Genomic DNA, 24,735 nt, shown 5'->3' with positions numbered 1-24,735 from the left:
ATTTGCGCCTGTTTTAGTTTAGTTTTCTTAATAATTATAGATTTCTTCTACTTCTTCCATCTGAATTATATTAGGTAATGTTTCCAGCGCTTCTTGTTTTTCAATATAAAATGCAAATGCCGTTTTTAGAGTGGAGTGCCCAAGAATGTAGGCTATGCTATTTACATTCATACCCTGTCTGAGGGCCTCTGTCGCTAAACTTTTTCTTGCAGTATAAAGAACACGGTAATCAATTCCCAAGCCGGCTAAAACCGTTCTGAATGCCGTTCTTAATAATAGCGCATCATCAACACAATTTTTGTTAACACTCGTAAAAATCAAATCATCGCCGGCCTTGCCTTGGCATAAAGGAAGTAATACCTGATATAACCCTTCAGACATTTTTAGTTTCCTGATATTCTGGGTCTTTGTCTTTTTCCACACCCTTGCATTATGATGCGTACCATGAATTGACCGGGCAAAACATTCGGCGATAGTTATCGTTCGATTTTCGAGGTCTACATATTTCCTTTTTAGGCCAATAGCTTCAGCGTTTCTTGCCGCCGTTGCATAAATGAAATACAGGAAATCATAATAACGGTGGTGATACTTTCCGAATGTGTTATTTTTAAATGCTTTGAGTATGGCTGTTATTACGTCAGGTGTTAAGGCGCTGCGTTCTATCGGATCAGGTAATCCCGGATCGATTCGTTTCATCACATGTTTAAATGGGTTGTAAGCAATGAGTTTTGTATCAGTTATCCATTCGAAAAATTTACGGTAGAGGCCTAAGTATTCATTATACGTTCCAAAACTCAGGTTTTCAGTGTCGAGCAATGCCGGTAAATCACTCACAGAGGTATAGTGCCATGTGAATAATTTACTTCGGAGACTTTTGTATCTGTTGTCTCTGGTAATGTCCTTGTGCCTGATTGCCGTTGACCACTGGTCAAATTTTTCAAGGATAGCAGATTTACCCGGCGGGATAACTTCTTTACAACTATAATTAGCAAACAATGTTTCTATATACTGGAAAAATTTACTGTCCGAAGCCGGGAGATTTAATTCTTCGTTTGCGGATGCGTTACAAGCCGTTAAGGCGTGGTTAAATGATATTGTAGTATCAATTGCGACGGGTGTTATTTCAGCGCTTTTAACAACCTCTTTTGCGTTAATTATGTTTAGCGGACAATATTCCACTGTATCTGCCTTATACTTGGTTCTGTCGAAACAGCCGTCTAAGATTTCGAGCTTGATTGCAGCCGCTTTCAGGTAAGCGTGATACTGGTTTTTCTCATCGTCAAACCGGAAGCCGGTATTGTAGGAAAACCTTTCCCGTTTATAAGACCACCTTAAACGAATCATTCCATTATCATTGATAATGCTGACCTCGCCTTTTGCATTTCGTTTTGATCTGATGGGTGCAGCGGTGTGAACATCCGCTATAATGTCTTTTTTTGTTCTTGTATTCCGTCCCATTTCCGGCCAGATTTAAAGGTTAGGCGGTCGGAAATAGCTTTTTCAACGCTTTTAACACGGTTGAAACCCCTTCCCTGCTTTGCCTTTCCGGCGCAATAACTTTGATATTAAAGATATTGTTCAATTCATCCTTCCTTATCTTAGTTCAATGACAGAAGGGGAATTGTTGCCTGAAAGGCGCTGCTGGTGCGGGTCAGAAATACCAGAGTTAAATTCTCTTTTTCCTTCCGGTATTTTCCGGCCATTTCCTGACCTGATTTTATAAAGTTAATGTCTGGCCGTTCAGAAAAATGTTAACGGGTCATATATGTTTTTTTTACATAAAAAGGGCCGCATTAAAACGCAGCCCTATAGCTATTTCAACTTTATTTATAATAACAATCCTAACTGTTAATCTTATCAAGTTAAGATATGGTAAAAAACACCTTTTTACAGACTAAAATAATGAGCAGTCCGCCAAAAAAGGCGGGCCGGTTCTATACCAGTGATAATTACTCATGATAATTATCCACAACAAGATGAAATACCTTTGACAGAAAAAGGGTAGCCCCCCGGGTTTGGGGGGCTACAGGTTACCCTGCGCTGAAAACTATGTCCCCGAATTACACCTTCTATTATTAATCGTAACAGTAACCTTCACATGACTATCTTAACAACCAAAAGGATCAAATGATAGCCGCTAAAAAGCGGCCGTCATTATTTTCCCGTTGAAAATGTGACGAAACTAAATCATATAGTTTCGCACCGGATCAAAGGTAGATGATAGATTAATATGAAAACGTTAATAAGATGTTTATGAAAGTTATTAGGGCCATAGCCGCCTTTCACGGCTCCGGCCCTAACGAAAACCAATCAGTCAATCTCCTTAAATAAGGAGAATTTGCGTTAATAAATCAAGGTTGGAAATCTTTCCAGTCCTTAAATTAAGCTAAATGGAATAAACAGAAGTTAATAAGATGTTATTGCTGTTCAATTCGCAGTAGAAAGATTTCGTCTTCAGCAATAGCTGACGGGTAGACGATAAGCACGATTTAAACTAATGATTTTTGAGCGTTCTTACAGAAATTGATTAGAGGGAATTATTGTTTTTTTCTTTTTAGAAGCTAATAAATAACATAATCCCGGGAGATAGGGGGAACCGAACCGTGGATTATTAATGTGTTTGCGGCACGGTACCCACGGTGACATAACCATTCACCCGGTCAACCTGGATTTCCATCAATGTGGTGGTATTCGGGAAAAAAAATGAGGGTGTTTCCGTACTTGTATTTGCAGAATCATAGATCAGAATGTTCTGCAGGTTTTTCGTGTAATAACCGATTTCCTTGTCAACGGCAGGGACATATACTTTCATGAAAATGCCAAAACCTGCAGCCATATCGGGATCCTCGCTGATTTCTGCGGTCAGGTTTTCGAGGTCTGTGGTGTTTACCAGTAACCTGCGGTAACTGGAATCTCTGGAAAAGGTGTGTGCTTCTCCGTTGACGATCTCATTTATCCTGCGGCTGTATTCATATTCCGCGGTCGTCTGATCGTTCGCCTCCTCGTTGTCTGTCTGGGGTAACTCGTTCACCACAATTCCATAAGCCCTGCTTTTCAGGTACACCGAAAAATCCAGGGTAAAGTCCATCGCAGACCGGTCCTGATAATCCACCGCATGGACCAGGAACTGCTGGAATTTCGGACTGATGGATTTAGCGTAGGCGTCATCAGTAAATTTCGTCAGGTCTGACTGCAGTGTTCTGAATCCGCTTTCGTCTTCCATCTGCAGTGCCCGCACCAGCAGATTGCTGATAGCTGAGGCATTCTCCGAGTCAGCAGATGACTGGGTGATGATCGAACCATGGTCCAGTCCGCGCAATACACCAAAGGCAATATCACTGACCGGTTTGGTAGTTACCCACTGGTGCCCGGGAGTACTGTCCGAAAGGTTATCCGGCTGGGTAAACTGCAGGCAAAGTTTCGCCGAATTCAGATTGGTACCGGCAATCACAACCGTACCGTCCGTACCTGGTTTATTCAGCCAGCCCCTGATGCCTTTATAATCTGTATCCCCAACCATCACCACCGTACGGATATGGTCCGGCATAAAATATTTGTTTTCTCCAAGGAGGTCATTATGAGCCAGTGTCCACTGATAAGAGCTGCCGAGCTCCAGTCCGTCCAGCATGATCTTTCCCGTTTCCAGCATATCACCTACCTTCCAGCGTCCTTTTACCAGACCACCCAGGAAAGATTTGCCCATCTGCGCCAGCGGCGAGCCAAAATTTGCCGGGGCCAGCATGACCAGGTTAGTCACCGGGCAATCGCCTATCCTCCCGGTTTTACCGTAGTATCGCCATAACCAGTGCCGTACCACCAGCCCGCCGGTTGAATGCACCACAATTTTCAGGTCATAATCCGATTTTCCGTTATTGTAAATCAGCTTTTTCAGGATCAGTTCATTATTCAGTCCTTCGATCACATCTTCATAAGTGATATTATCTTCACGGGATTCATAATCGGCGTAATAGATGGTTTCGACCTGTCCAACATTTTGCCGGATCAGGTAATTTTTCATATCCTGAAACGAGGCCGAGCAGTCGCTCCAGCCATGGATGATCAGTACTCTCGATGGTTTGCTCATAACACTTTTTATTATTTGAATGGTGAACCGTATTTGATCGTCAGTAAAATGCTCAGGAATACGGCAACTGCTGCCCAGATCTTGGCGCCCAGATCCTGGCAGTATTTGATATCGTCGCGCTGTGCACTGTTCATCCTGTTTTTATCATCAGCGCCGAAAATGTAAGTATACTCGATCAGGAAAAAGCAGGGTGGCCCGATGATCCAGATACCGTAAATAATCATATCCCAGGTGTCATAGCTGGCAGGCTTGCCTTCTTTTGCTGTTGAAAAGTTGACGCCGTGATAAATGAATAAGACAGATCCGATCAGCAGACTGATTACGATCCAGAGAAATGTTTTCTGATATAACGAGGAGCGCCATAGTTTTTCTTCGGGCGGCGGGGTGCCAAGCAACTGCTGACAGTCATCGATGGCTTTTAAAATAAGCGGATCAGCCGTAAGGATTCTGACGCCTTCCAGCGTGTCGTTTACCTTTTTAATATCGGGCACTGGTGTTTCCATGCGAAAAGATAAGGTTAATGATTGAGCACTCAATTTACGCTTATAATTCCGGCAAATCCACACTAAAAATATAAATTAATTTTTATTTGATATTTTTTCTCGCTGTTTATCAGTGCGTTACTAAACGAACAACCGGGGTACAACTTTTCCTGTACTTTACCAGCATTTCCCACAGCCTTTACTTTGTATCATAAATCAAACGGACCTGAAGGCCTGAAGCCAGGGTTTGAAAGTTGAATCACTAAAACGAAAAGATTATGTTACAGGACATCAGCTGGGGAGAGTTAGCAGGGGCACTCATCATCGTATTAATAGTATATTATGGTTTCCTTGCCATCAAATATGCCGGCGATATAAAAGACTTCAAACCCCGCAGAAAACCAGCCGTGCTCGCAGAAGATGAAAAGTTTTCGGAAGAGCCGGAAGAAGAGCTCGACGAACTGCCTGAGGACTCAACTGAAGAATCAGTGAATTATGCAGAAAAATCCGATGCGTTGTTTGACAGAATTGAAAAATTGGTCGCGGCATTTAAAGAGCGGATCACGCTGGCATCCAAAGAAAACCTGGTTAAAGGTCAGCTGAATGAAGAGCTAAAAAAAATCATCTCCGGCTATCCCGACCTCGTGCATACGAGTTACCGAACTGCCCTTAATGAACTCATCATATATGAATGTACCGAAAACGGTTTAACTGCACCCAATGAAGAAGAAGTGGAAGAATTGTGGGTGATGTAGTGCAGTCGCCGGTTACCGTACCCCGCCGCCATGATCGGCGGGGACGGCAGACCGGTTTATCAAAAGAAATTTAAAAAATGCCACCATCCTTCCCTGCTGGATAGCAAAGTGAAGACGATTTGACGGACTGCGATGGTGTCTGTTCCTTGTCCCCCGCTGCCCTGTAAGGCGGCGGGTAAGGGAACCTTTTGTCTTAAATTTTTAAAACAATAAATATGGAAAAGTGCAGAACGATGAAAAGAAAAAGCAGCAAAATCTGGGCGATAGTTTTGGTCATGCTGATGGAGAGCGCAGCAGCTTTTGCGCAGGATGGTAACGCCGGTATTAAAGATGCCGACTCAAAAGTACGTGAGTACTTCAAAACGGGTACGAGCCTGATGTATGGTATCGGGGGTGTAGTAGCCTTAATAGGGGCGATCAAGGTATACCAGAAATGGAATGCCGGAGAACCGGATACGTCCAAAGTTGCCGCCAGCTGGTTTGGCAGCTGTATTTTTCTGGTTGTCGTGACCACTATCATTAAAGCATTTTTCGGTTTCAAATAAGGCTCAATATTCATATCGACATGGGTAACAGTGTATATGCCATCAATAAAGGCATTAATAAAAGTATTGAATTCAAAGGTCTCAAAGCACAGTATATCTGGTATCTGGCCGGCGGTGTTATGGGTCTTCTCCTGCTTTTTGCAGGCCTGGCCATCATCGGAGTTAACCAGTATATCTGTGTAGTACTGATTCTGCCACTTGGCGGCGTGATGGTATTAAAGGTGTACCAGCTAAGTAATAAGTATGGTGAACATGGTCTCATGAAAGAAATGGCTCGCCGTAGTGTGCCGAAATTACTCAAATCAAAAAGCAGATCAGTTTTTTATACCGGAAATCAAGATGCCGAGTGACATAATCGGAAAAACAAAGGGAGTAATATCCCGAACTGCCGCTTTTGATAAGCAAATTAACAATTGGGATTAATATTCAGATGATGGAAAAAACAAGTGATGTGGCGCTGATTTTCGGCAATGCCTATAAATTTGATCACCGCAATGCCATGCTGGTCAGTCTTGAAAGAACAGGCAGCAACGTCCTTTTCAGTCAGCTGCATTATTCACCGGAAGAGTACTATTACAGCTGGTATGACTCTGAGCTGGAAACGTTTTCAGGACACGACAAAAAAGACGAAAAAATCGGCTTGTTTAAGATAGATTCCCGCTTTATTGATGGGCCTGCAGTTCAGGCATGGCAACTGGCTATGATCAACCGGAGAAGTCAGGAGAACGACTGGAATTCAGAAGTGATAACCGGATCATTGGCGGCTCTGGTGCAGGGCGCTGAGCCTGAAATTGATGTTGGTGGAAACCCTTACAAGGTTTTCCTTCGCCAAGGTATGCTGATACACCGGAATGACCGGAAAAACATCATTTATTTCGATAAATGCACAGCAATCCCAGAAACCGGGGAACGTCAGCTATATTTCGACCTTCAACTAAACAAACAGGTTTTTCCCGACTGGCGGATAACTTGCCTGCCTCCGCATATGGTACTTGTCACATTACCGCAGGATAAGGCGCTCAATCCGGTGGCGTATGCGCAAATGAAAGATCAGAAGTTAACAGTATATCTAAAAGAAAGGCTTAATACCGGACCGTTGGCTGCAAAAGTCGAGGGTCTGCAAGCAACGCGGCTCCCGGAAATGGTCCGACGTAACCAGATCGAACAGGAAATGCAGGGCAAACTAGTCGGTCCGCAGAAGTTTCTGTGCTCAAAACCTCCGGTACAAAAAACCTCAATAAAAAAAGGCAAACATTAATAACCAGTAAGATGACGATAATGGAAAATCACGGGCGACAAATCCGGATGTATCTCTATGGATTCGGCTTTGACTATCATGTTAAAAACAAAACATTTGTTTCTACAGACCAGAAATATCAGTTCGGACGGTGGCACCTGCAAAAGGAAAACGACGGATATGTCGGCTGGATAGATAAAGCTACAGGTAAATTATCGGAGCCTCCCTTATCAGGAGTGGCCAGCGAAAGATTTAAACGATTTCAAGTCCCTTTTGAGGCATTGCTTCCGCTGCTTGCCAAACATGAGGAATACGCCGTCAAACATAATCAGCGAAGTTACAGCGAGAACCTGTATACCTTGCTGGATACGCCATTAATACAAGATTTCCTTGCTGGTCATAAAGGCGAATTGATAATTAATGGAATTCGGTTTAAACCTGATGGTGAGTCTGTTAAGCTTTTATCCGGAAACAGGCTCTATCATGACATAGACCTGGATAATGTTCCGGCCATTAATAAGCAATACCAGGTGTTAATGAATCAGCAAGATTTGAAGGTGATCGAGCCGGCCTTGCTTGGTTTGTATAACACAGGCCAGATCCTGATGGTGCAGTTTCCATACCTGCCCGCTCTGGATCCTATCGGCTGCGGAAAAAGGATCGGCGGATCACCAACCCGGTTATTAGCTGAGTTTCCAATCGTACCAATTCTTAAGGCATACGTAACGCCTTTAAATCAATTGACGTCAGAAGAAATAAAAGCGTTCCAGACAACCTATTATGAACGAGGCCTGGTGCTGCAAAAACAGAACAATGAGCGAAAAGAATTCGCCGAAAAAAACAGCAGACAAAAAAGTGATAGAAGGGTGAAGTCGAAAGGAAAGCGGTTATAGCAACCTTAGCCGTAAGCAGGGCTCCGCTTGCCTTTCAGCAGACATATTAGCGCAAATCATAAACCGTAATACGAACTGATGATGGACATTCCGGATATCATATTATTTCAGCGCCTTCCATTTTATATTAATTATGAAATGCAGGCATTTATTGACCTGGAATATCCGGACAATAAGATTTTGTTCAGTGACCTGAACCAGTGGAATGGTTTCCATGAACTACTCTTTGATGAAGACCGGAGAATACAGGTTTCTAAAGGCCGTCAGCTGAAAGATTTTGCAAAGGGCGTACTGATCCGTATTCCCCGTGAGGTGCACTGTTTCGACGGTGCGGAGCGTGAGGGTTTTGTAAAGGAAGTTAATGCCCGGGCAAAAACGGAACATCTTGGCTTTCGGCTGGCAGGTGAGGATATAAAAAAACAGATTAGCGGCATTCCACCGCTGCTGTACCTTGAAAAAGATGTATTTAAAATCATCATCAAAAAAGCACAGGCCCAGCTGGTGGAGATGCCGTCACGGCAGTTTGGTCTTGACAATCTGAAGGCGGACGGCAAGAGTCTAGATGTACTGATCACCTGGTATATCACGGAACAGTCGGCAGTCACAAACTGGAAAGTGGCAGGCCGCCATGTAAAAATACGGCTACCTGGATTGGGGATCATCGACCCTTATCGCAGCAGCAAGCTGCTGGATGAGTCGCCGGTATTCCGGCTGATCGATCATCCGCTACCCATGGCTATTTATAGCGAACGTATAGAAAATTAAAAAACAATAAACCGATAATCAGTGCAGATGGAAAAGTGGTTAGAGAAAATATTACCGGTAATGGGTGTGGAACATGATTGTATTCTGTCCCGCCGCGGAGACATTACCCTGGCTTATAAAGTGGAGTTACCAGAGATCTTTACGCTTAGTAACGAGGACTACGAAACTTTTCACCAGGCCTGGGGCAAGGCCATCAAGGTATTACCAAAACATAGCGTCCTGCACAAGCAGGACTGGTTTATCCGGTCGGGCTTTAAACCTGACTTTAATAACCCGGATGTGAGCTTCCTGTCGCGGAGCAGCGACCGCTTTTTTAACGAGCGACCTTTTCTGGATCATAGCTGCTATATTTTTCTCACCAAAAAGCCGCATGATCCGCGCGAGGCTAACAGCATGTTTTCCAGTCTCCTCAGAGGTTCTATCGTGCCGGAGCAGACCATCAATCCGGTTCTGTTTCAGGATTTTAAAGATTCCTGCGGACAGTTCCGGCAAATCCTGCAGGACAGTGGTTTCGTGAAGATGGCCCGCATGAAGAATGCAGATCTGCTTAGCACTGCAAAAAAGGCCGGACTCATTGAACGCTACTGTTTTCTAAGTGAAAAGGACGACAGCTTATTAATTAAGGACATCACTTTCGATAACGGTATGCAGATCGGGGACCAGCATGCCCAGCTTTATACGCTCGGCGATGCGGAAGATCTGCCTGCGCTGTGTGGCAGCCGGATAAATTACGACAAATACAGTACCGACCGCACCAAATTTAGTATCGGGTTTGCCAGTACACTCGGTCAGCTGCTGCCTTGTAACCATATTTATAATCAGTATATCTTTATAGATGACGCGCAGAAGACGATTAAGGAACTGGAAAGCAAGCGGCTGAGGCTGCAATCACTTTCGGCCTACAGTCGCGAAAACATGATCTCCCGTGATGCTACTAATGATTTTTTGAATGAAGCCATTGGCGAACAGCGGCAGCCGGTTAAGGCCCATTTTAACATAATGGTCTGGACGGATCAAACAGAAGAACTCAAGGATCTGAAAAACCAGGTGAGCTCGGCCCTGGCCCAGATGGATGCAGTCGCAAAACAGGAAACTGCCGGTGCCGCACAGATCTTTTGGGCCGGAATGCCGGGCAATGCGGCCGATTTTCCGGTGAACGATGCTTTTGACACTTTTGCTGCACAGGCTTCCTGTTTTCTGAACCTGGAAACCAGCTACCGGACTTCATTAAGTCCAACCGGTATCCGCTTAGGTGATCGCCTCACCGGGAAACCGGTACATGTAGATATCTCCGATGAACCCATCTTAAAAGGAATTACTACTAACAGAAACAAATTTATCCTCGGGCCTTCAGGCTCGGGTAAGTCATTTTTTACCAATCATATGGTTCGCTCCTATTACGAGCAGGGTACACACGTTGTTCTGGTAGATGTAGGTCATAGCTATAAAGGTTTGTGTGACATGGTTAACGGCTACTATTTCACCTACGAAGAGAAAAATCCGATCCGGTTCAATCCTTTTTTCATCGGTGAGGGGGATAATCTGGACACCGAGAAAAAGGAAAGTATTAAAACACTCCTGACGGCACTCTGGAAAAAAGATGATGAAGCTTTCAAGCGCAGTGAATATGTGGCGCTTTCCAACGCTATCCAGCTTTATTACGAAAAACTGGAAAAGGACTCGTCCCTCTTCCCTTCTTTCAATACTTTCTATGAGTTCCTGCGTGATGATTTTACTAAAGTGCTGACCAGCGACAATGTAAAAGAGAAGGACTTTGACGTTAATAATTTCCTTTATGTGCTACGCCCTTATTATAAAGGCGGGGAGTTTGATTACCTGCTGAATGCGACCGAAAATTTAAATCTTCTGCAGGAACGCTTTATTGTTTTTGAACTGGATAATATTAAGGACCACCCGATCCTTTTTCCAACCGTCACGATCATTATCATGGAGGTTTTTATCAATAAAATGCGCAAACTGAAAGGGGTGCGCAAAATGATTCTGATCGAAGAAGCCTGGAAAGCGCTGATGAAAGAAGGATTTGCCGAGTATATCAAATATCTGTTCAAGACTGTCCGGAAGTTCTTTGGCGAAGCCATTGTGGTTACCCAGGAGGTGGAAGATATCATCAGCTCGCCAATTGTCAAGCAGGCTATTATCAATAATTCCGATTGCAAGATCCTGCTTGATCAGAGCAAATACCAGAATAAATTCGACGCGATTCAGGAACTGCTGGGCCTGACTGCCAAAGAAAAGGCGCTGGTGCTATCGGTTAACAAGGCGAACGATCCGAAGCTGAAATACAAGGAAGTATTTATCAGTCTGGGAGGCATCTCTTCCAAGGTTTACCGGACCGAGGTTTCGCTGGAAGAATATCTCGCTTACACTACCGAGCAAAGTGAAAAAGTAAAAGTTATGGATTATGCGGCACGGTTCGGCGGCGACATCCGCAAGGGTATGGCCGCGCTGGCCAACGATATGCGGACCGCACAATAACCTGTTAGAATTTAAAACGATGAAGAAGTTTATCCTGGTTATTTCTATGACGGTGCTGCTGGTCGTCGGACCGGTGCAGCGTAGCCACGCATTCTGGTTCGTGGTGACCGCCGCTATCAAAAAGGCGCTGAAAGCAGCTGACCTGCAGGTCCAGCGGCAGCAGAACAAAGTGATCTGGCTGCAGAACGCCCAGAAAACACTCGAAAATATTATGGCTAAAGGTAATCTGGACGAGATCACCGAATGGTCTAAAAGACAGAAAGAACAGTATCAGAAATATTATGAAGAGTTGCATAAGGTCAAAACGGTAATCAGTTTTTATTACCGCATTAAAGAAATTACAGCAAAAGAAACGGCACTGATCCGGGAATATGAACGGGCGACCAGCCTCGTCCGGAATGACCGCCATTTTACGGCGCAGGAAATCGAATATATCGGTATAGTCTACAGCCGGATCATGCAGCAAACGATCAAAAATGTGGAAGATCTCTCTATGGTGGTCCAGGCTTTCGGTACTGAAATGTCGGATGCCAAAAGGCTGGAAATCATTAACGCCACGGCCGAAAAAGTTGACCGAAATTATAAAGACCTCATCCGTTTTAAAAATTCAAACGGCCGGGAAAGCTTGAAACGCGCACAGGGTGAACAAGATGCTGCGCTGATCAGAAGTATCTACGGATTACCAACATAAAAAGAGCAACTATGAAAAAATTACTGATAATACTATTGCTGGCTGCGGCCGGCCGGGTCGTTCATGCCCAGGTACTGGGCGGTGTATTCAGTCAGAATTCGACCTATTTGAAAAATTTGGCCACCCAGCTGGCAGCATTAAATATGTATAAAAGTTATGTTCAAAAGGGCTATAAGATCGCCAAAACGGGTCTTGGCACGATTGAAAAATTTAAAGGCGGTGAATTCAATCTGCACCGGTTTTACTTTGACTCTCTGAAAACGGTCAATCCGAAAGTAAAGCTCTACAGCAAGGTCAGCCAGATTATGGCTATGCAGGCGGAAGTGATCTATCGTTGCGCCCGGTCACGCCGCGAAGCCCGCGACAGTAAACAGTTCGGAGAAAACGAGATCGAATATTTCGGACATCAGCTGGATGAACTCCTCACTTCCTGCGATCACACGCTGGATGAACTGCTCACGCTTTGTACAGATAAAGAATTGCAGATGCGGGACGATGAGCGGATCAGCCGTATAGATCTGCTCTGGCAGGAGATGTGCCGGAAATACCGTTATGCCTGCAGTTTTAATGGAGAGATCAGCAGTCAGGTGGCTAACCGTCGCCTGGAACATGCGCGGCTTGAAGGCACAGCCGCCTATTATCCAACAGAATTATAAAAACCTGCTCTATGATTCAGATTAAAAAAATATTATGTCCGGTTTTGGGCCTAGCCTGCATACAGTTTTTGACTGTCCGGCCGGCAAATGCCCAAAATATAGGCGATCTGGCGATGCAGCTTTATATGGATGGCGTGCAGCTCGCCGCTATGAAGTCCACTTTAACGGAACTACGCAAAGGGTTTCAGATTGTCAGTAACGGCTACGGAAATGTTAAAAATATCTCTAAAGGGAACTTCGATGTTCACAAAACTTTCCTGGATGGCCTGATGGCGGTTAGTCCCGCAGTACGCAAGTATTACAAGGTCAGGGAGATTGCTGATGACCAGATCCGGATTGTCAGCGAACGCAAGCAAGCCTTACAGCGGATTCGGGAAAGCGGGAATTTCAACCCGCAGGAGATCAGTTACATATCCGGGGTTTACGAGAATCTGGTTATCCAGAGTCTGCAGAATCTGGACGATCTTATTATGGTTACCACCGCAGGTAAGCTCAGGATGAGCGACGATGAACGTCTGAAATCCATTGACCGCATTCATGCCTCTATGCAGGATAAGGTCGCATTTATGCAGGGTTTTGGTAATGACACCCGACTCGTGTCCTTCCAGCGGGAACGGGCAAAATTGGCCTCAGCAACGGTGTCCGGCATGCATGGTATCGTTCAAAATTAAAACTATAAAACTAATGATATGAAACACTGGAAAAAGATCGTACTGATGACTATACTCCTGGCGGGTATAGCATCACTGGCCCAGGCGCAGGAACCACATGGCGTGGCTGGTAAAATTAAGGGGCTCGAACCTGTGCTGGATACCATTTTTCACAAAATGATTAAACTCAGCAGCAAACTAATTAATGTCAGCAGCGGCATCGCCGGGTTTGGAGCATTGTTTTTTATCGGGTCACGAATCTGGAAAAGCCTGGCGGCAGCTGAACCAATTGATTTTTATCCGCTGCTGCGGCCATTCGTCCTGGGTTTGTGCATAGCCATGTTTCCGGCCGTACTTGATGTCCTTAACGGACTACTGCAGCCGACTGTTAATGGAACAGCTGCGATGCTGGAAGACTCCAACGCCGCGGTCCGCGTGTTGCTCCAGAAACAAAATGAAGCCATTAAAAAAGGGATTTTAACCGGAGTTTATACGCCGCCCATCACCCAGGAAGAGCAGCATGACTGGGATTACGCGCACGCAGGTACTAAAACAGAAAGTGACAAGCAAAGTGAATTTGGAATGCAAAGCCAATTTCAAAACGATGCTATTTCCAGCTGGATGGCGAACACCATTAAACGCTGGATCAGCGAAATTCTGCAGCTCCTTTTCGAAGCTGCCGCACTATGCATCAATACGGTCCGCACTTTTCAGTTGGTCGTGCTTGCCATCCTCGGACCGGTCGTCTTTGGATTTGCGGTCTTTGACGGTTTTCAGCATACACTTACGGCCTGGCTGGCTAAATACATTAACATCTTTCTCTGGCTGCCGGTCTGCAATATTTTCGGAACCATTATCAGTACAATACAAGCAGAAATGCTCAAAATCGACGTGGAGCAAATGGCACATACCGGAACCAGCTCATTCGGCCTGAGTGACGCGCCATACCTGATTTTCATGATCATTGGAATTGTAGGGTATATGACTGTGCCTACGATAGCCGGATACATTATTAATGCAGGTGGTGCAGGTGCCATGGTGCAGAAAATGACGAGCATGGTCAGTAGCGCAGGCTCCGGGGCAATGAATCGCATGGCATCGGCACCGGGTAATATAGCAGATGCCAGGCAGCACCTCAAAGATGGCAAGGAAGGCACAAAAGAAGATTCACAGGGTAGGGGCGTAGCCGGAGCGATGGGGCGCATGGCAGGCTCCATGTATCAGGCCAATAAATTATCAGGCAACCAGGGCGAAAAGCAATAACACGTTCAAATACAAAAATCAATGATATGATATTCAGGCAAATGAAAAATGTCGATACTGCTTTCCGGTATATCCGGACCTTTAGCGGCTGTGTTATCGGCGGAGTGGTTTTACTTGCAGGCTTCATCGCCTGGAAAAGTTACCGGCTAGCTTCGGAGACCCAACAAAAAATTTATGTCCTGGGCAACGGCAAGGCACTTGAAGCTTTCGCAGCAGACCGACGCGACAATATTCCGGTAGAAGCCCGTGATCATATCAAAACATTTCATCAGCTCTTTTTCACCCTGTCACCGGATGAAAAAGCCATTGCCGCCACTATCAGTAAATCACTGTACCTCGCGGATGAATCCGCAAAGGCTGCCTATGACAATTTGAAAGAAAGTAATTACTTCAGCAATCTCATTAGCGGTAACGTCAGTCAGGCCGTTCGGGTGGATAGTGTATATGTGGATATCAATCAGTATCCCTATTATTTTAAGTGTCATGCTACCGAAATCATTACCCGGACATCTTCCGTTGTGACGCGCAGCCTGGTCACCGAAGGTTATCTGCGTAATGTAAGCCGCTCAGATAACAATTCGCACGGCATGCTGATCGAACGCTGGGAAACACTGGAAAACAAAGATTTAACCATACAACGGAGGTGAAGATGTTCAAACTGATCAGAAAAAAAGAAAATACCACCCGGTTGCATCCGGCCGCCGAAAAGCTGGCGGAGACAATGGCGGATCGCATCTTATCAATGAAATCTAGCTGTGCTGCCCGGCTGGACCGGCTGGTCAATCCCCGCCCGCTGTACCAGAAAAAAGCCATCCTGATCGTGGCCGGAATGATCGCTGCCTGCTGGTGCTTGTACCTGATTATTCGCGGAGTTATCCGCTGAGCAATTAATAATAACCCGTAAAACTTAATAAGATGAATATAACTGAAAAACAACCCCATTCGGCGGCCTATCTCAGCCAGCGGCGTTTTCTTTTTGTGGTACCGCTCATTATTCTGCCCTTTGTACTGCTGGGTTTTAAATTGCTCGGTGGCGGAAACGGTACGCAAACACAAAACACCGTTAAGGTGAAAGGCATTAATACCACCTTGCCCTCCGCCATGAATGAGGCAGACACAACGATGGATAAAATGGCATTTTATGACCAGTCGCGCCAGGATTCCTTAAAAAAAGCCGGAAGCTACCAGGATGATCCCTATAACAAACTGGATACAAGTGGAAATCATTACGGCACTGACCCTGCTGCGGGTACTAATTTCAATCGTCTTCAGGGCAGCTCCCGCCCGGCTGATCCAAGCGAGGTTAGGCTCCAGCAGAAACTTGCTGAACTCAATGCAGCGATCAACGCTAATTCAACGAATACCGGTCCTCCTGCTGATGCACCCGCAACAAGCGGCAGCAGCGCCAGCAACAAGGCCGATATTGACCGGCTGCAGGCGATGATGACATCCATGCAAAGCTCGGGCTCAGGTGATCCTGAGATGACGCAGATCAGCAACATGCTGAACCAGGTCATGGATATCACGCAACCCGGACGGGCACAGTCCCGTCTTCGCGAAGCGTCGGCAAGATCCCGCGGTCAGGTTTTCGGCGTTTCCACCACATTCAGACGGGATCCGGTAACGCTACTGGACAATCAGGCTCCCGGAACCGCCACGAAAGGCGGCAACGGTTTTTTTTCACTGAATGAAAAGCCGTCAATCCCAGCCCTGCAGAATACGATTGAAGCGGCCACCTGCGAATCCCAGACACTGGTCAGCGGCGCTATTATTAAACTGAAACTGCTGAACGATGTGTATGTGAACGGCCAGCTGATCCCACGCAACACCTTCGTCTACGGCACGGTGAACCTCAGCGGAGAGCGCATGATGGTCAACGTAACCAGTCTGCGCTATGGTAATGGCCTGTATCCGGTAAGCCTTTCAGTCTGTGATCTGGATGGGCTCGATGGCATCCATATCCCCGGTGCCATTGGCCGTGACGTTGCCAAGGAAGCTTCCGGTGATGCTTTACAGGGTATCGGTCTCAGCAGTATGGATCCGTCCATCAGCATGCAGGCGATGGATGCAGGTATTCAAGCGGCTAAAAGCTTTATCGGCAAGAAAATCAGGTTGATCAAAGTCTGTGTTAAGGCCGGATATCATATCCTATTGAAAGATGAAAAACAAAAAGATTAATAAACTCTAAAAATTGAAAAGATGAAAAAGATTTGTGTTGCAATAACCGCATTATTATTCTTCCTGACGCATCAGGGTATGTTCGCTCAGACAGCCAGCATCAGGGTAACCGACACCCGCAATCCTGCTGGTCTTGCCGTATCATGTTATAAAACGACCAACCTGATTTTTCCTTATGCCATCAAAAGTGTAGACAAAGGCAGCAGGGATATTTTGGTGCAGAAAGCCGGCGGCGTTGAAAATGTACTTCAGGTAAAAGCCGGGAAGGAACGCTTTCCGCAAACTAATCTCACTGTGATTACTGCTGATGGACAGTTGTATTCTTTCGTGGTAGATTATGCCATTCAACCGCAACAACTCAACGTTCGCCTGGAAAATAATCGTCCGGACAAAGGCCTCGTGCAGTTTTCCTTAGCCGAAGATAATGAAGCGCAGGTGAAAGGAATCGCAGAAACCATATCTGCTAAAAATCCATTGCTAAGCGGCATCAAAGCAAAAAACAATGATGCCCGTATGCAGCTTCGCGGACTTTATGTTAAAGACGATCTCTTTTATTTTCAACTGGAACTGGAAAACCGTTCAGATATTGGCTATGATGTGGATCAGCTCCGCTTTTTCATCCGTGATTTGGAAATTGCCAGGAGGACCGCTCATCAGGAGCTCGAACTTAAGCCACGGCAGGTACTTGGCAATGCCCGCGTCATCCACGGCCATTCGAAACAAACCGTCGTGGTGGCGATCCCCAAATTCACCATTCAGGATAAAAAAGAACTCCAGATCCAGTTAACTGAACTGCGCGGTGCCAGAAATCTCACACTGCAGCTAAAAAACGGTCAGTTGGTGCACGCCGTTTCGATTTAATCAGGGCTTATTTTCTTTCTGCCGCACAGCAAAAAGGTGGAGTCAAAAGCTACGCCTGTTCAATGTAAATTAAAATTGATCAAATGGAAAATCAATCAGCTGAAATAACTGCAAATCAACAACCGAAAATTACGGGTCAAACGAATGCCCCTAAGCAAACTCCGGCAGCACCGAAGGTCGCACAACCATCTGAAAATCCGGAAGTGCAGGTGGCAGAAAATCAGACACAACCGGTTGCGGCAGTTCAGCAACCCCAAAAAGCAAATCTGCCATTAAAGCAGTTAGATCTTTATGATGAGGCTATGTTGGCCATGGCAGAAGGTAGAGGGCCAGTTCTGGATGTTATAAAACCTACCGTCAGCCAGGATTCCAAGGCGACGGTTGATACTCCCGCAATGCAAACTACCGTAGCCGAATCCCCAACGCCGAAAAAGTCAGAAGAAATCTCTGGAATCAGCGCAACTAAAATGGTGCGTAACGCAGGTAAAAAGAAATTGGGAGGTCAGTCTGAAACGCGCATTACTGCTGAAATGGCCATCATAGATGGGCGTGCGTACAGACTTGCCAAAGTATTTGCCAAACGTGTATCTCCTGAAACACTAGAACGGCTCCAAACCAGGGAAAAAATAAATGGCTATAAGGATGTGTTAAGCCGTTACCGTGGCACTTCCGATCTGACTGAACGAGGCCAGCTACGAGGGATAGCAATGGAAAAGAAAGAACTGGAAGAAGCATTCTACGGCAAGGGTTTCCGGTTCCGCAAATTGTTTGAGACGATTGGAAACCGCTTCACCAATATGAAAGAAAATATTGCGCCGGTAGTCAAAGATGTAACCCGGGCCAAACCGGGCCATAAAAATAACACTGTCAGCCATCAGCTGATTAGCTCCGGCTTCGTCAAATTTCTGATCAAGGTCGATCAAAGGATTAATCGCGGACATTACGAATTTAAAATGAACGACTCCAAGGACCTGGGTAACGGTAAGTCAGTTGACTATACCCTGGTATTTGGGCCTGGTAAAAATCGTCACGAAAAAACCTCACTGCAAAAAGTCGAAGCCAGCTATACTGATCTTAAAAATCCAGCCGAATCCCGAACACGGACCTTCGATTGCCGCAAGGGGATCAATTATACCAAAGAACAGATGGCGACTCTTATCTCGGGTGGCGGAGTCTATCTGGAAAATACTAAGCGCCTGGGTATAAACACCGGACCAAAGTGGGCGAAAATGGACTTCAATGACGTCAGGGACGGCGAGTACCGGATCAATACCAGCCGCGCGGAAGACCTGTCGTTTTATGAACGCCGCGTAGCCGCACTTCCCGGATTTAAAGTATATCAACCCGGCAAAGAGAAAGAGATGACCGACGGTTTGCTCGATGGCAAAAAAGTCACCGCAAGCCTGAACATCAATGGAAAGAAAACAAGTACCATACTGCAGCTCGATAGCAGAACGGATAACATCAGCATCACGGATAATCAAGGGAAGTCATTGTGCCAGAATGGCAATGGTAAAATCATAGATATCAACAGCCGAAAAGAGGTGCCGCAGCAAAACGTGACACCGGGCAAACAGCGAAAAACGAGATTAAAAGCATAATGAAACCGAAAGATCCATTAGCGACATTTTTTGAGGCCGTGCAGCGTGACCCCAGGATCAGTGTTACGCATATTGGCATTTATGCAGCATTGACAGAGTACTGGCGGGCGCACAAAAAGCCGAACCCGTTTCAGGCTTTTAGCCACGAAATCATGCAACTGGCCCGCATTACGGCGAGTACAACCTATCACAAATGTGTACGTGATCTGCACCGTTATGGCTACCTGCGTTATGAACCATCCTACGATAGGAATAGAGGTAGCCGGGTGTATCTTGTACGGCCTGAAAAGAAGTGATAAAAAATAAAGATAAGTGAAATGGAAATGATCACATTAGATGACCTGCGCCAGTTCAGGTTGCAGCTCCTCAACGATATAAAAGCGTTACTGAATGACAGGCCAACGGTTGTCGGAAAAGACATGCCGGTGGAATGGGTAAAAAGCCCGGTTGCCCGTCGGATGCTGGACGTTTCTCCAGGGACACTGCAGAACCTGCGCATATCTGGCAGGCTCGGGTTTCAGCGGCTCGGCGGCTCTTATTATTACAGCCTTAAAGATCTGAACGGTTTATTTCAAAATAACGCTACCACAGCGTCTAATCCGGGAAATTATGCTGGAAAATAGCTTCGGACTGCTCTTCTTTTTAAAAACCTCCGGCGGGCGGAAGCAGACGGTCAAACACGTTTATCTGCGGATTACGGTTAACGGCGTGGCCAGAGAACTATCGACCAGAATGCACTGGTACACCGACCGCTGGCACCAGGGGAGCGGGCGCGCCACCGGTAATCGGGAGGACGCGCGTATACTCAATAGTTTTTTGGATACCCTCACTGCCAGGATCTACGAAGAACGCACCGCCCTGCTTAGCGCCGGCAAACCTATTACTGCGGTTGCACTTAAAAACAGGATCACCGGCAAAAACCAGAACCATACACTGTTAGCCGTCTTTGGTGAGCATAACAACCATATGGCGCAACTGGTGGGCAGGGAATATGCGCCGGCTACCTGCACGCGTTTTAAAACGGCGATGGCACATACCCGTGCATTTATCCGCTGGAAATATGAGCAGGACGACCTGGACCTCCGGGAGCTCAACTATGAATTTGTCAAGGATTTTGAGTTTTATCTCAAAAGCAACCGTCACTGTGCCCATAACTCAGCCATGAAATATATTTCTAATGTGCGTAAAATCGTACTGCAATGTGTTCTGAAGGGCTGGCTGCCGGCGAATCCCTTCCTCGGCTTTAAAATGAAGCTCAGGGAAGTACGGCGTATTCCACTAAATGCTGCCGAACTCCGGACCCTGGCAATAAGTGTTATGCCGTCACCGAGACTGGAACTGGTCAGGGACATTTTTCTCTTCAGCTGCTATACAGGACTGGCCTGGATAGACGTAAGGCAGTTAACCCGCGCGGAGATAGCGGAAGAAAACGACGGAGAGCTTTGGATTCGCACCAGACGCCGGAAGACCGATTCACCGACCCGGCTGCCATTACTCCCGGAAGCTCGCCGAATCATAGAGCGTTACCGGAATCATCCCAAATGCAAAGCAGGTATGCTGGTGCTGCCGGTATTGTCCAATCAGAAAATGAATTGTTACCTGAAGGAAATCGCACTGCTCTGCAGCATCACCAAAAGGCTGACTTTTCATATCGCCCGCCATACTTTTGCCACTACGGTAACACTGGCCAATGGCGTACCACTGAATACGGTCTCTAAACTACTGGGCCACAAATCTATTCAGCAGACTGAACATTATGCCCGGCTTAGTGATGAGGTGATCCGGGAAGATATGGCTTTACTGAAAGTGCGCTTAAGTCAAAATGGATTTGCAGGTCTACCTGTCGGCGTTAACTGCAATTAGCTGTCAGATGTCCATTCGCTCTTTGAGTTGCCATAATCGTTCCAGATGGGCTTTATCATCCTGTTCCAAGGCCTGATAAGACGCAAAATCTGCCAGCTTGTTAATCGTCGGGGTTCCGTTAATATGGTCTTCTATATCCTGAACCATGAGTAGCAGTGTGATCATCTCAAGTGGCTCTTCTGTCTTTAAATAACAGAGCGTATCGTGCACCGCAGCAATTAGACTTACTGCCCCCCTCTTCCGGATCAGCAAGGTTTGCTTTCCGGTAAATTTTCTGAACGGCCGATCCGGTTGCTGACTGATAATGATCTATTTCCGGACCTGTTACAGACGTATCATATCCGGGCAATCGGGAGCTCCGCTTTTTACCGGTACGGTGTGATTTTATCACGCAAAGATGTAAAAAACACAAGGACTGCCGGCGATGAATGGTTATACATGTTACAGCCGAACTTCGACGCCGGCATATTGTTTTTCGACGATCATAAGAAAACATGGATCGCCAGAGGTACCAAACACTTTGCTAAATTCGAGGATATGGTCACCTGCATCAATAAACTTAACTCGGGTGTACATCCCCGCTGATCATTTTCGGATAATCAGATGCACGAGCGCGGGATCGGCCATCAGCCGCTCCATTTCGCTTTCCACGATCTGCTGTACATCCTTCCTAACCTGGATGTAATTCCGCTGCACCATATCAGGCGTAATTTTACGGATCACAGGAATCGGTTTATAGGCATTCTCTTCGGCATGTAGAGCCGGAATATCGTTAATAACTTCGCAATGAAAAGCTTTTAACTCAATTTTAGTATCAGGGTTGTCCGCTACCATGCCTACAAATTCACCACTGGAAAGCGAAGCAATTTTACTGGCCGGTACGGCAGATTCCAGCTGCCGGGATTTGCTTATTGAAGTATCTGCACTATTGACAGATAAACTCTGCCGCTCCTGCATAATACGTCCGATTCGATCAGATAACTGCTTGGCGGTATCACCGGTAACCTGCCCTGATATGATGTTGCCTACGATGCCCATAATTACGTCCGCCTGCTCACGGCCGTAATCTTTCCGCAACTGGCTCAAATCCTGCACCGCCAGCGTGGTGGCTACTTTGTTACTTCTGGCCGTAGCGATCAGACTGTCAATACCGCTGAGGTAAACGGTTGGAAATTCATCAAAGATCAGACTACTTTTAAGTTTACCTTTCTGGTTAACCAATTTAACGAGGCGGTTAACAAACAGCGACAATACCGCACCGTAAATCTGAATCTTCTGTGGGTTATTGCCGATACACAAAATTTTAGGGTTATCAGGATTATTGATATCCAGCTTGAAATCGTTGCCACTCAGCACGTAGTAAAGCTGCGGGGAGGATAAACGTGCCAGGGCGATTTTGGCCGAGGCAATCTGACCTTCCAGCTGCTCCATGACGTCGTTTAAATAGGCATTGACAAAAGGGTTGATCAGTACCTCCACCTCGTTTTCCTGTCTTAACAGTGTAAATAAACTATTATAATCCAGCTGCAAAAATTCAATAACGTGTGGCAGCGTACAATACTGGCCGCTACGATACTTTCGCAAATACCAGATGACTGCCGTTACCAGATTAATGGGTGATTCTACAAAGAAGTCACCTTGTTTTTTAATCCATTCCCGGTTAAGGCCGAGCAGGATCGTACGTGCTGATTCTGTTGCGTCGGTAATATCCATCATTGTATCCGGATCAAGAGGGTTACAGCGATTGCTTCTGGTCAGATCATCAAAATTGATCGCGTAAAATTTGGGAGGAACCACGTATTTATGCCTGTTCTTCAGCCAGTGATTATAGGTAATGACGGAAAGATCCGGAAACTTAAAATCATAAACCAGCATGGTGTGCTGCTTGGCCAGTGCCTGTGTAATGATATGGCGAATCACAAAAAAACTTTTACCGCTGCCAGGACTGCCGGCCACCAGCAGACCACGCGCAGGATTAATAAAGTTGATCCAGGAGCTGCGGTATTTCCCTTTCAGCTGATAGCGCGCCGGAAGGTTAACCGAAAACTCATTGTCGAGCAGCCGTTCTTCCTGCGGAAAAGTCTCGTTTTCGTTATTGAAAATATCGTTGTTATTCAGGTTGTTTTTAATGATCCGGGACAGCATGGTGCCGCCGGTGATGATCAGCAAGAATCCGGTACTGCAGATGCCTATATAAATAGCGGTTTTAAGCTCCACCTCCAGGCGAAATGACAGAACCAGCCAGCTGCCAAAATATAGAGTCAGTCCAGTAATGATATAGTATACCGCACCCTTAAAATTTATGTTTTCATCCAATCGTCCTCTCGCGCCGATAAGGGAGATGACCAACATGCCCAGCGGCCAGCATTTGGAACTTTGAAATCCGTTTAACAAACCGGTTCTGCTGATATTAACCAGGAGTTGATCCGTAAACGGAGCGTTCAGATGCCAGGCCCGGAAGGCCTGGTAACAGTAAAAGTAAAAATGTATGGTTAGTAATGTTATCGCAATCAGTCTGGTCATATCCAGAATCTTCCTCAGCGCCTGTTCGTTTTCACCTGTCTGCATGATCAAAATATAAATTGTAATAAACCTTCCTTACCGGCGGATCAATATTTTTTTTCTTTCTCTGCCTTCCTCTGCCCTGTCAATAGCCCATTCATTCAGATCGCCGTGGGTAGCATAGTGAAAGCGCCTGTCTTCATACCTTTTAGCGTCCGCACCAATGGCTTCATGGGTATACAAATCTCCGGTCTTATCGTTATCCAGATAGAGAAATGCCTTTTCATGTCCTTCCATAAAATCAAATGATTCCTTACGCCGCATCAGATGCGCTGAATTCAGAATCAAATAATTGCTTTGCGGAGGGTTATTTTTGTGAAGTGTCATATAAGTCAGAAAATTCATAAACCCCTCGAAAACCCTGACTACAGACGCACCGTTATCTACGGTCGTAACATCCTTTTTGTCCGCAGCTTTCATAAACGGATTGCGGATCTCAAATCCCCCGCTGTTGTTCTTAAAGCCGATACCATAGTACTTTTTATCATGAATAGTAAACTGCACTTCACAACAGTACTGATCAGCAACTTTCAGATCAATTCTTCTGTTCTTCAGATAACACAGTAATGATGACGTATGCAGTATGCTTTGTTTACCAATTTTCACAATCGGTTCCTTGGGTATTTCGGCCAGTTGCAGATCTGCAGCGCGGACATAAGCACCGGGCAGGATTTCATTGTTGTTAAACCGCCGGACGACCTCCCTTGCATCAATATTATGGTAAGCCATAATAAAGTCCACAAAAGATTTTCGTTTAACTTCAATTCCGAAATCCGTCCATTTATTCCGGGAACGTTCAACCCTGAAAGAAGGATTGTTTTCACTCCGGATCGGCGAAAGATAATAGTAAAAATCGCCGACCACATTTACGGGATTGATGCCAATACTTGCCAGGTAAGACACCAGTTCTATATCATTAAGGTCTGCACATCTCATTCCCATCTTCTTTCCTCTTAATCTTGGCCTCAGCAACTTTTCCCTTTTGTCAGTACAAAATTAGCTGGCGTAAACGGAATAAACACAACCTCATTATATTATAACGGGGTGCATTATGGTAATATAAGTAAAACTGTTATCTTGAAAGAGACGCCTGAAGACAAACAATATGAAATGATCTGCGCAGTCAGAAATTATTTGTCAACCTAAATGTCGC

General features: G+C 45.7%; 26 protein-coding genes. 20 read left to right on the top strand and 6 right to left on the bottom strand.

Annotated elements, in window-relative coordinates; all coding sequences use genetic code 11:
* Positions 1-27: 27 nt before the first annotated feature.
* The 3 genes from BLS59_RS23710 to BLS59_RS23700 form a co-directional block, all read right to left on the bottom strand.
* Complete coding sequence (locus BLS59_RS23710; RefSeq protein ID WP_091153277.1) at positions 28-1,458, bottom strand: tyrosine-type recombinase/integrase; 1,431 nt, start codon at positions 1,456-1,458, stop codon at positions 28-30.
* Positions 1,459-2,611: 1,153 nt separating this feature from the next.
* Positions 2,612-4,084, bottom strand: coding sequence for an esterase/lipase family protein (locus BLS59_RS23705; RefSeq protein WP_091153273.1), 1,473 nt, complete (start codon positions 4,082-4,084; stop codon positions 2,612-2,614).
* Between the two features lie 11 nt (positions 4,085-4,095).
* Positions 4,096-4,587, bottom strand: a complete 492-nt coding sequence (locus BLS59_RS23700; protein WP_091153271.1) for a hypothetical protein — start codon at positions 4,585-4,587, stop codon at positions 4,096-4,098.
* A gap of 257 nt (positions 4,588-4,844) precedes the next feature.
* Here BLS59_RS23700 and BLS59_RS23695 point away from each other — a divergent pair, with 257 nt between their 5' ends.
* From BLS59_RS23695 to BLS59_RS23605, 19 genes are all read left to right on the top strand, one after another.
* Positions 4,845-5,321: a hypothetical protein gene (locus tag BLS59_RS23695; RefSeq protein WP_091153267.1), complete on the top strand. Its 477-nt coding sequence runs from the start codon at positions 4,845-4,847 to the stop codon at positions 5,319-5,321.
* Positions 5,322-5,596: 275 nt separating this feature from the next.
* Positions 5,597-5,866: a DUF4134 domain-containing protein gene (locus BLS59_RS23690; RefSeq protein WP_240315326.1), complete on the top strand. Its 270-nt coding sequence runs from the start codon at positions 5,597-5,599 to the stop codon at positions 5,864-5,866.
* A gap of 20 nt (positions 5,867-5,886) precedes the next feature.
* Positions 5,887-6,216 (top strand): DUF4133 domain-containing protein, encoded by a 330-nt coding sequence (locus tag BLS59_RS23685; RefSeq protein WP_091153263.1) that lies wholly within the window; start codon positions 5,887-5,889, stop codon positions 6,214-6,216.
* 80 nt (positions 6,217-6,296) lie between these two features.
* Positions 6,297-7,124, top strand: a complete 828-nt coding sequence (locus BLS59_RS23680) for a hypothetical protein (protein ID WP_091153261.1) — start codon at positions 6,297-6,299, stop codon at positions 7,122-7,124.
* An 11-nt stretch (positions 7,125-7,135) separates the two neighbouring features.
* On the top strand, positions 7,136-7,996 hold the full coding sequence (locus BLS59_RS23675; protein WP_143014228.1) for a hypothetical protein: 861 nt from the start codon (positions 7,136-7,138) through the stop codon (positions 7,994-7,996).
* Positions 7,997-8,074: 78 nt separating this feature from the next.
* Complete coding sequence (locus BLS59_RS23670) at positions 8,075-8,761, top strand: hypothetical protein (protein WP_091153257.1); 687 nt, start codon at positions 8,075-8,077, stop codon at positions 8,759-8,761.
* Positions 8,762-8,788: 27 nt separating this feature from the next.
* Positions 8,789-11,257 (top strand): TraG family conjugative transposon ATPase, encoded by a 2,469-nt coding sequence (locus BLS59_RS23665; protein ID WP_091153256.1) that lies wholly within the window; start codon positions 8,789-8,791, stop codon positions 11,255-11,257.
* Positions 11,258-11,276: 19 nt separating this feature from the next.
* Entirely contained in the window at positions 11,277-11,948 is a 672-nt protein-coding gene (locus BLS59_RS23660) for a conjugal transfer protein TraI (protein WP_091153255.1), read from the top strand.
* Between the two features lie 11 nt (positions 11,949-11,959).
* The gene (locus BLS59_RS23655; RefSeq protein WP_091153253.1) at positions 11,960-12,604 is read left to right on the top strand and encodes a hypothetical protein; all 645 of its coding nucleotides are present in this window, start codon (positions 11,960-11,962) and stop codon (positions 12,602-12,604) included.
* An 11-nt stretch (positions 12,605-12,615) separates the two neighbouring features.
* Positions 12,616-13,275 carry a hypothetical protein gene (locus tag BLS59_RS23650; RefSeq protein WP_091153251.1) on the top strand — a complete coding sequence of 220 codons (660 nt, stop codon included), beginning with the start codon at positions 12,616-12,618 and terminating at the stop codon, positions 13,273-13,275.
* Between the two features lie 45 nt (positions 13,276-13,320).
* On the top strand, positions 13,321-14,517 hold the full coding sequence (gene traJ, locus BLS59_RS23645; protein ID WP_205411343.1) for a conjugative transposon protein TraJ: 1,197 nt from the start codon (positions 13,321-13,323) through the stop codon (positions 14,515-14,517).
* Positions 14,518-14,546: 29 nt separating this feature from the next.
* Complete coding sequence (gene traK, locus BLS59_RS23640; RefSeq protein WP_091153422.1) at positions 14,547-15,164, top strand: conjugative transposon protein TraK; 618 nt, start codon at positions 14,547-14,549, stop codon at positions 15,162-15,164.
* 2 nt (positions 15,165-15,166) lie between these two features.
* Positions 15,167-15,400, top strand: coding sequence for a hypothetical protein (locus BLS59_RS23635; RefSeq protein ID WP_091153247.1), 234 nt, complete (start codon positions 15,167-15,169; stop codon positions 15,398-15,400).
* 32 nt (positions 15,401-15,432) lie between these two features.
* A complete protein-coding gene (traM, locus tag BLS59_RS23630) occupies positions 15,433-16,695 on the top strand; it encodes a conjugative transposon protein TraM (RefSeq protein ID WP_091153245.1) in 1,263 nt (420 codons plus the stop codon).
* 21 nt (positions 16,696-16,716) lie between these two features.
* On the top strand, positions 16,717-17,556 hold the full coding sequence (gene traN / locus BLS59_RS23625; protein ID WP_091153243.1) for a conjugative transposon protein TraN: 840 nt from the start codon (positions 16,717-16,719) through the stop codon (positions 17,554-17,556).
* Between the two features lie 83 nt (positions 17,557-17,639).
* A complete protein-coding gene (locus tag BLS59_RS23620) occupies positions 17,640-19,157 on the top strand; it encodes a hypothetical protein (RefSeq protein WP_091153241.1) in 1,518 nt (505 codons plus the stop codon).
* Positions 19,157-19,453: a hypothetical protein gene (locus tag BLS59_RS23615; RefSeq protein ID WP_091153239.1), complete on the top strand. Its 297-nt coding sequence runs from the start codon at positions 19,157-19,159 to the stop codon at positions 19,451-19,453. The genes BLS59_RS23620 and BLS59_RS23615 overlap by 1 nt, the downstream gene beginning before the upstream one ends.
* Positions 19,454-19,474: 21 nt before the next feature.
* On the top strand, positions 19,475-19,780 hold the full coding sequence (locus BLS59_RS23610) for a helix-turn-helix domain-containing protein (RefSeq protein WP_205411342.1): 306 nt from the start codon (positions 19,475-19,477) through the stop codon (positions 19,778-19,780).
* Positions 19,767-21,020 (top strand): site-specific integrase, encoded by a 1,254-nt coding sequence (locus BLS59_RS23605; protein WP_091153237.1) that lies wholly within the window; start codon positions 19,767-19,769, stop codon positions 21,018-21,020. Before BLS59_RS23610 ends, BLS59_RS23605 begins: the two co-directional genes overlap by 14 nt.
* Before the next feature lie 3 nt (positions 21,021-21,023).
* On the opposite strand, the gene BLS59_RS31810 is transcribed toward BLS59_RS23605, so the two are convergent.
* A complete protein-coding gene (locus tag BLS59_RS31810) occupies positions 21,024-21,185 on the bottom strand; it encodes a hypothetical protein (RefSeq protein ID WP_162842763.1) in 162 nt (53 codons plus the stop codon).
* Positions 21,186-21,398: 213 nt separating this feature from the next.
* Between BLS59_RS31810 and BLS59_RS23595 the strand changes: the two genes are divergently transcribed.
* The gene (locus tag BLS59_RS23595) at positions 21,399-21,605 is read left to right on the top strand and encodes a hypothetical protein (protein ID WP_143014227.1); all 207 of its coding nucleotides are present in this window, start codon (positions 21,399-21,401) and stop codon (positions 21,603-21,605) included.
* On the opposite strand, the gene mobC is transcribed toward BLS59_RS23595, so the two are convergent.
* Together mobC and BLS59_RS23585 are read right to left on the bottom strand one after the other, a co-directional pair.
* Positions 21,606-23,588 (bottom strand): conjugal transfer protein MobC, encoded by a 1,983-nt coding sequence (mobC, locus tag BLS59_RS23590; RefSeq protein ID WP_091153231.1) that lies wholly within the window; start codon positions 23,586-23,588, stop codon positions 21,606-21,608. It abuts the gene before it with no gap.
* Positions 23,589-23,618: 30 nt separating this feature from the next.
* Positions 23,619-24,524, bottom strand: coding sequence for a toprim domain-containing protein (locus tag BLS59_RS23585; RefSeq protein WP_091153230.1), 906 nt, complete (start codon positions 24,522-24,524; stop codon positions 23,619-23,621).
* Between the last annotated feature and the right edge of the window lie 211 nt (positions 24,525-24,735).

The organism is Mucilaginibacter pineti (assembly GCF_900101875.1).
GTDB classification, from domain to species: domain Bacteria; phylum Bacteroidota; class Bacteroidia; order Sphingobacteriales; family Sphingobacteriaceae; genus Mucilaginibacter; species Mucilaginibacter pineti.
Note: the sequence above shows the minus strand (reverse complement) of the source record. Positions and strands in the feature narration are given on the sequence as shown.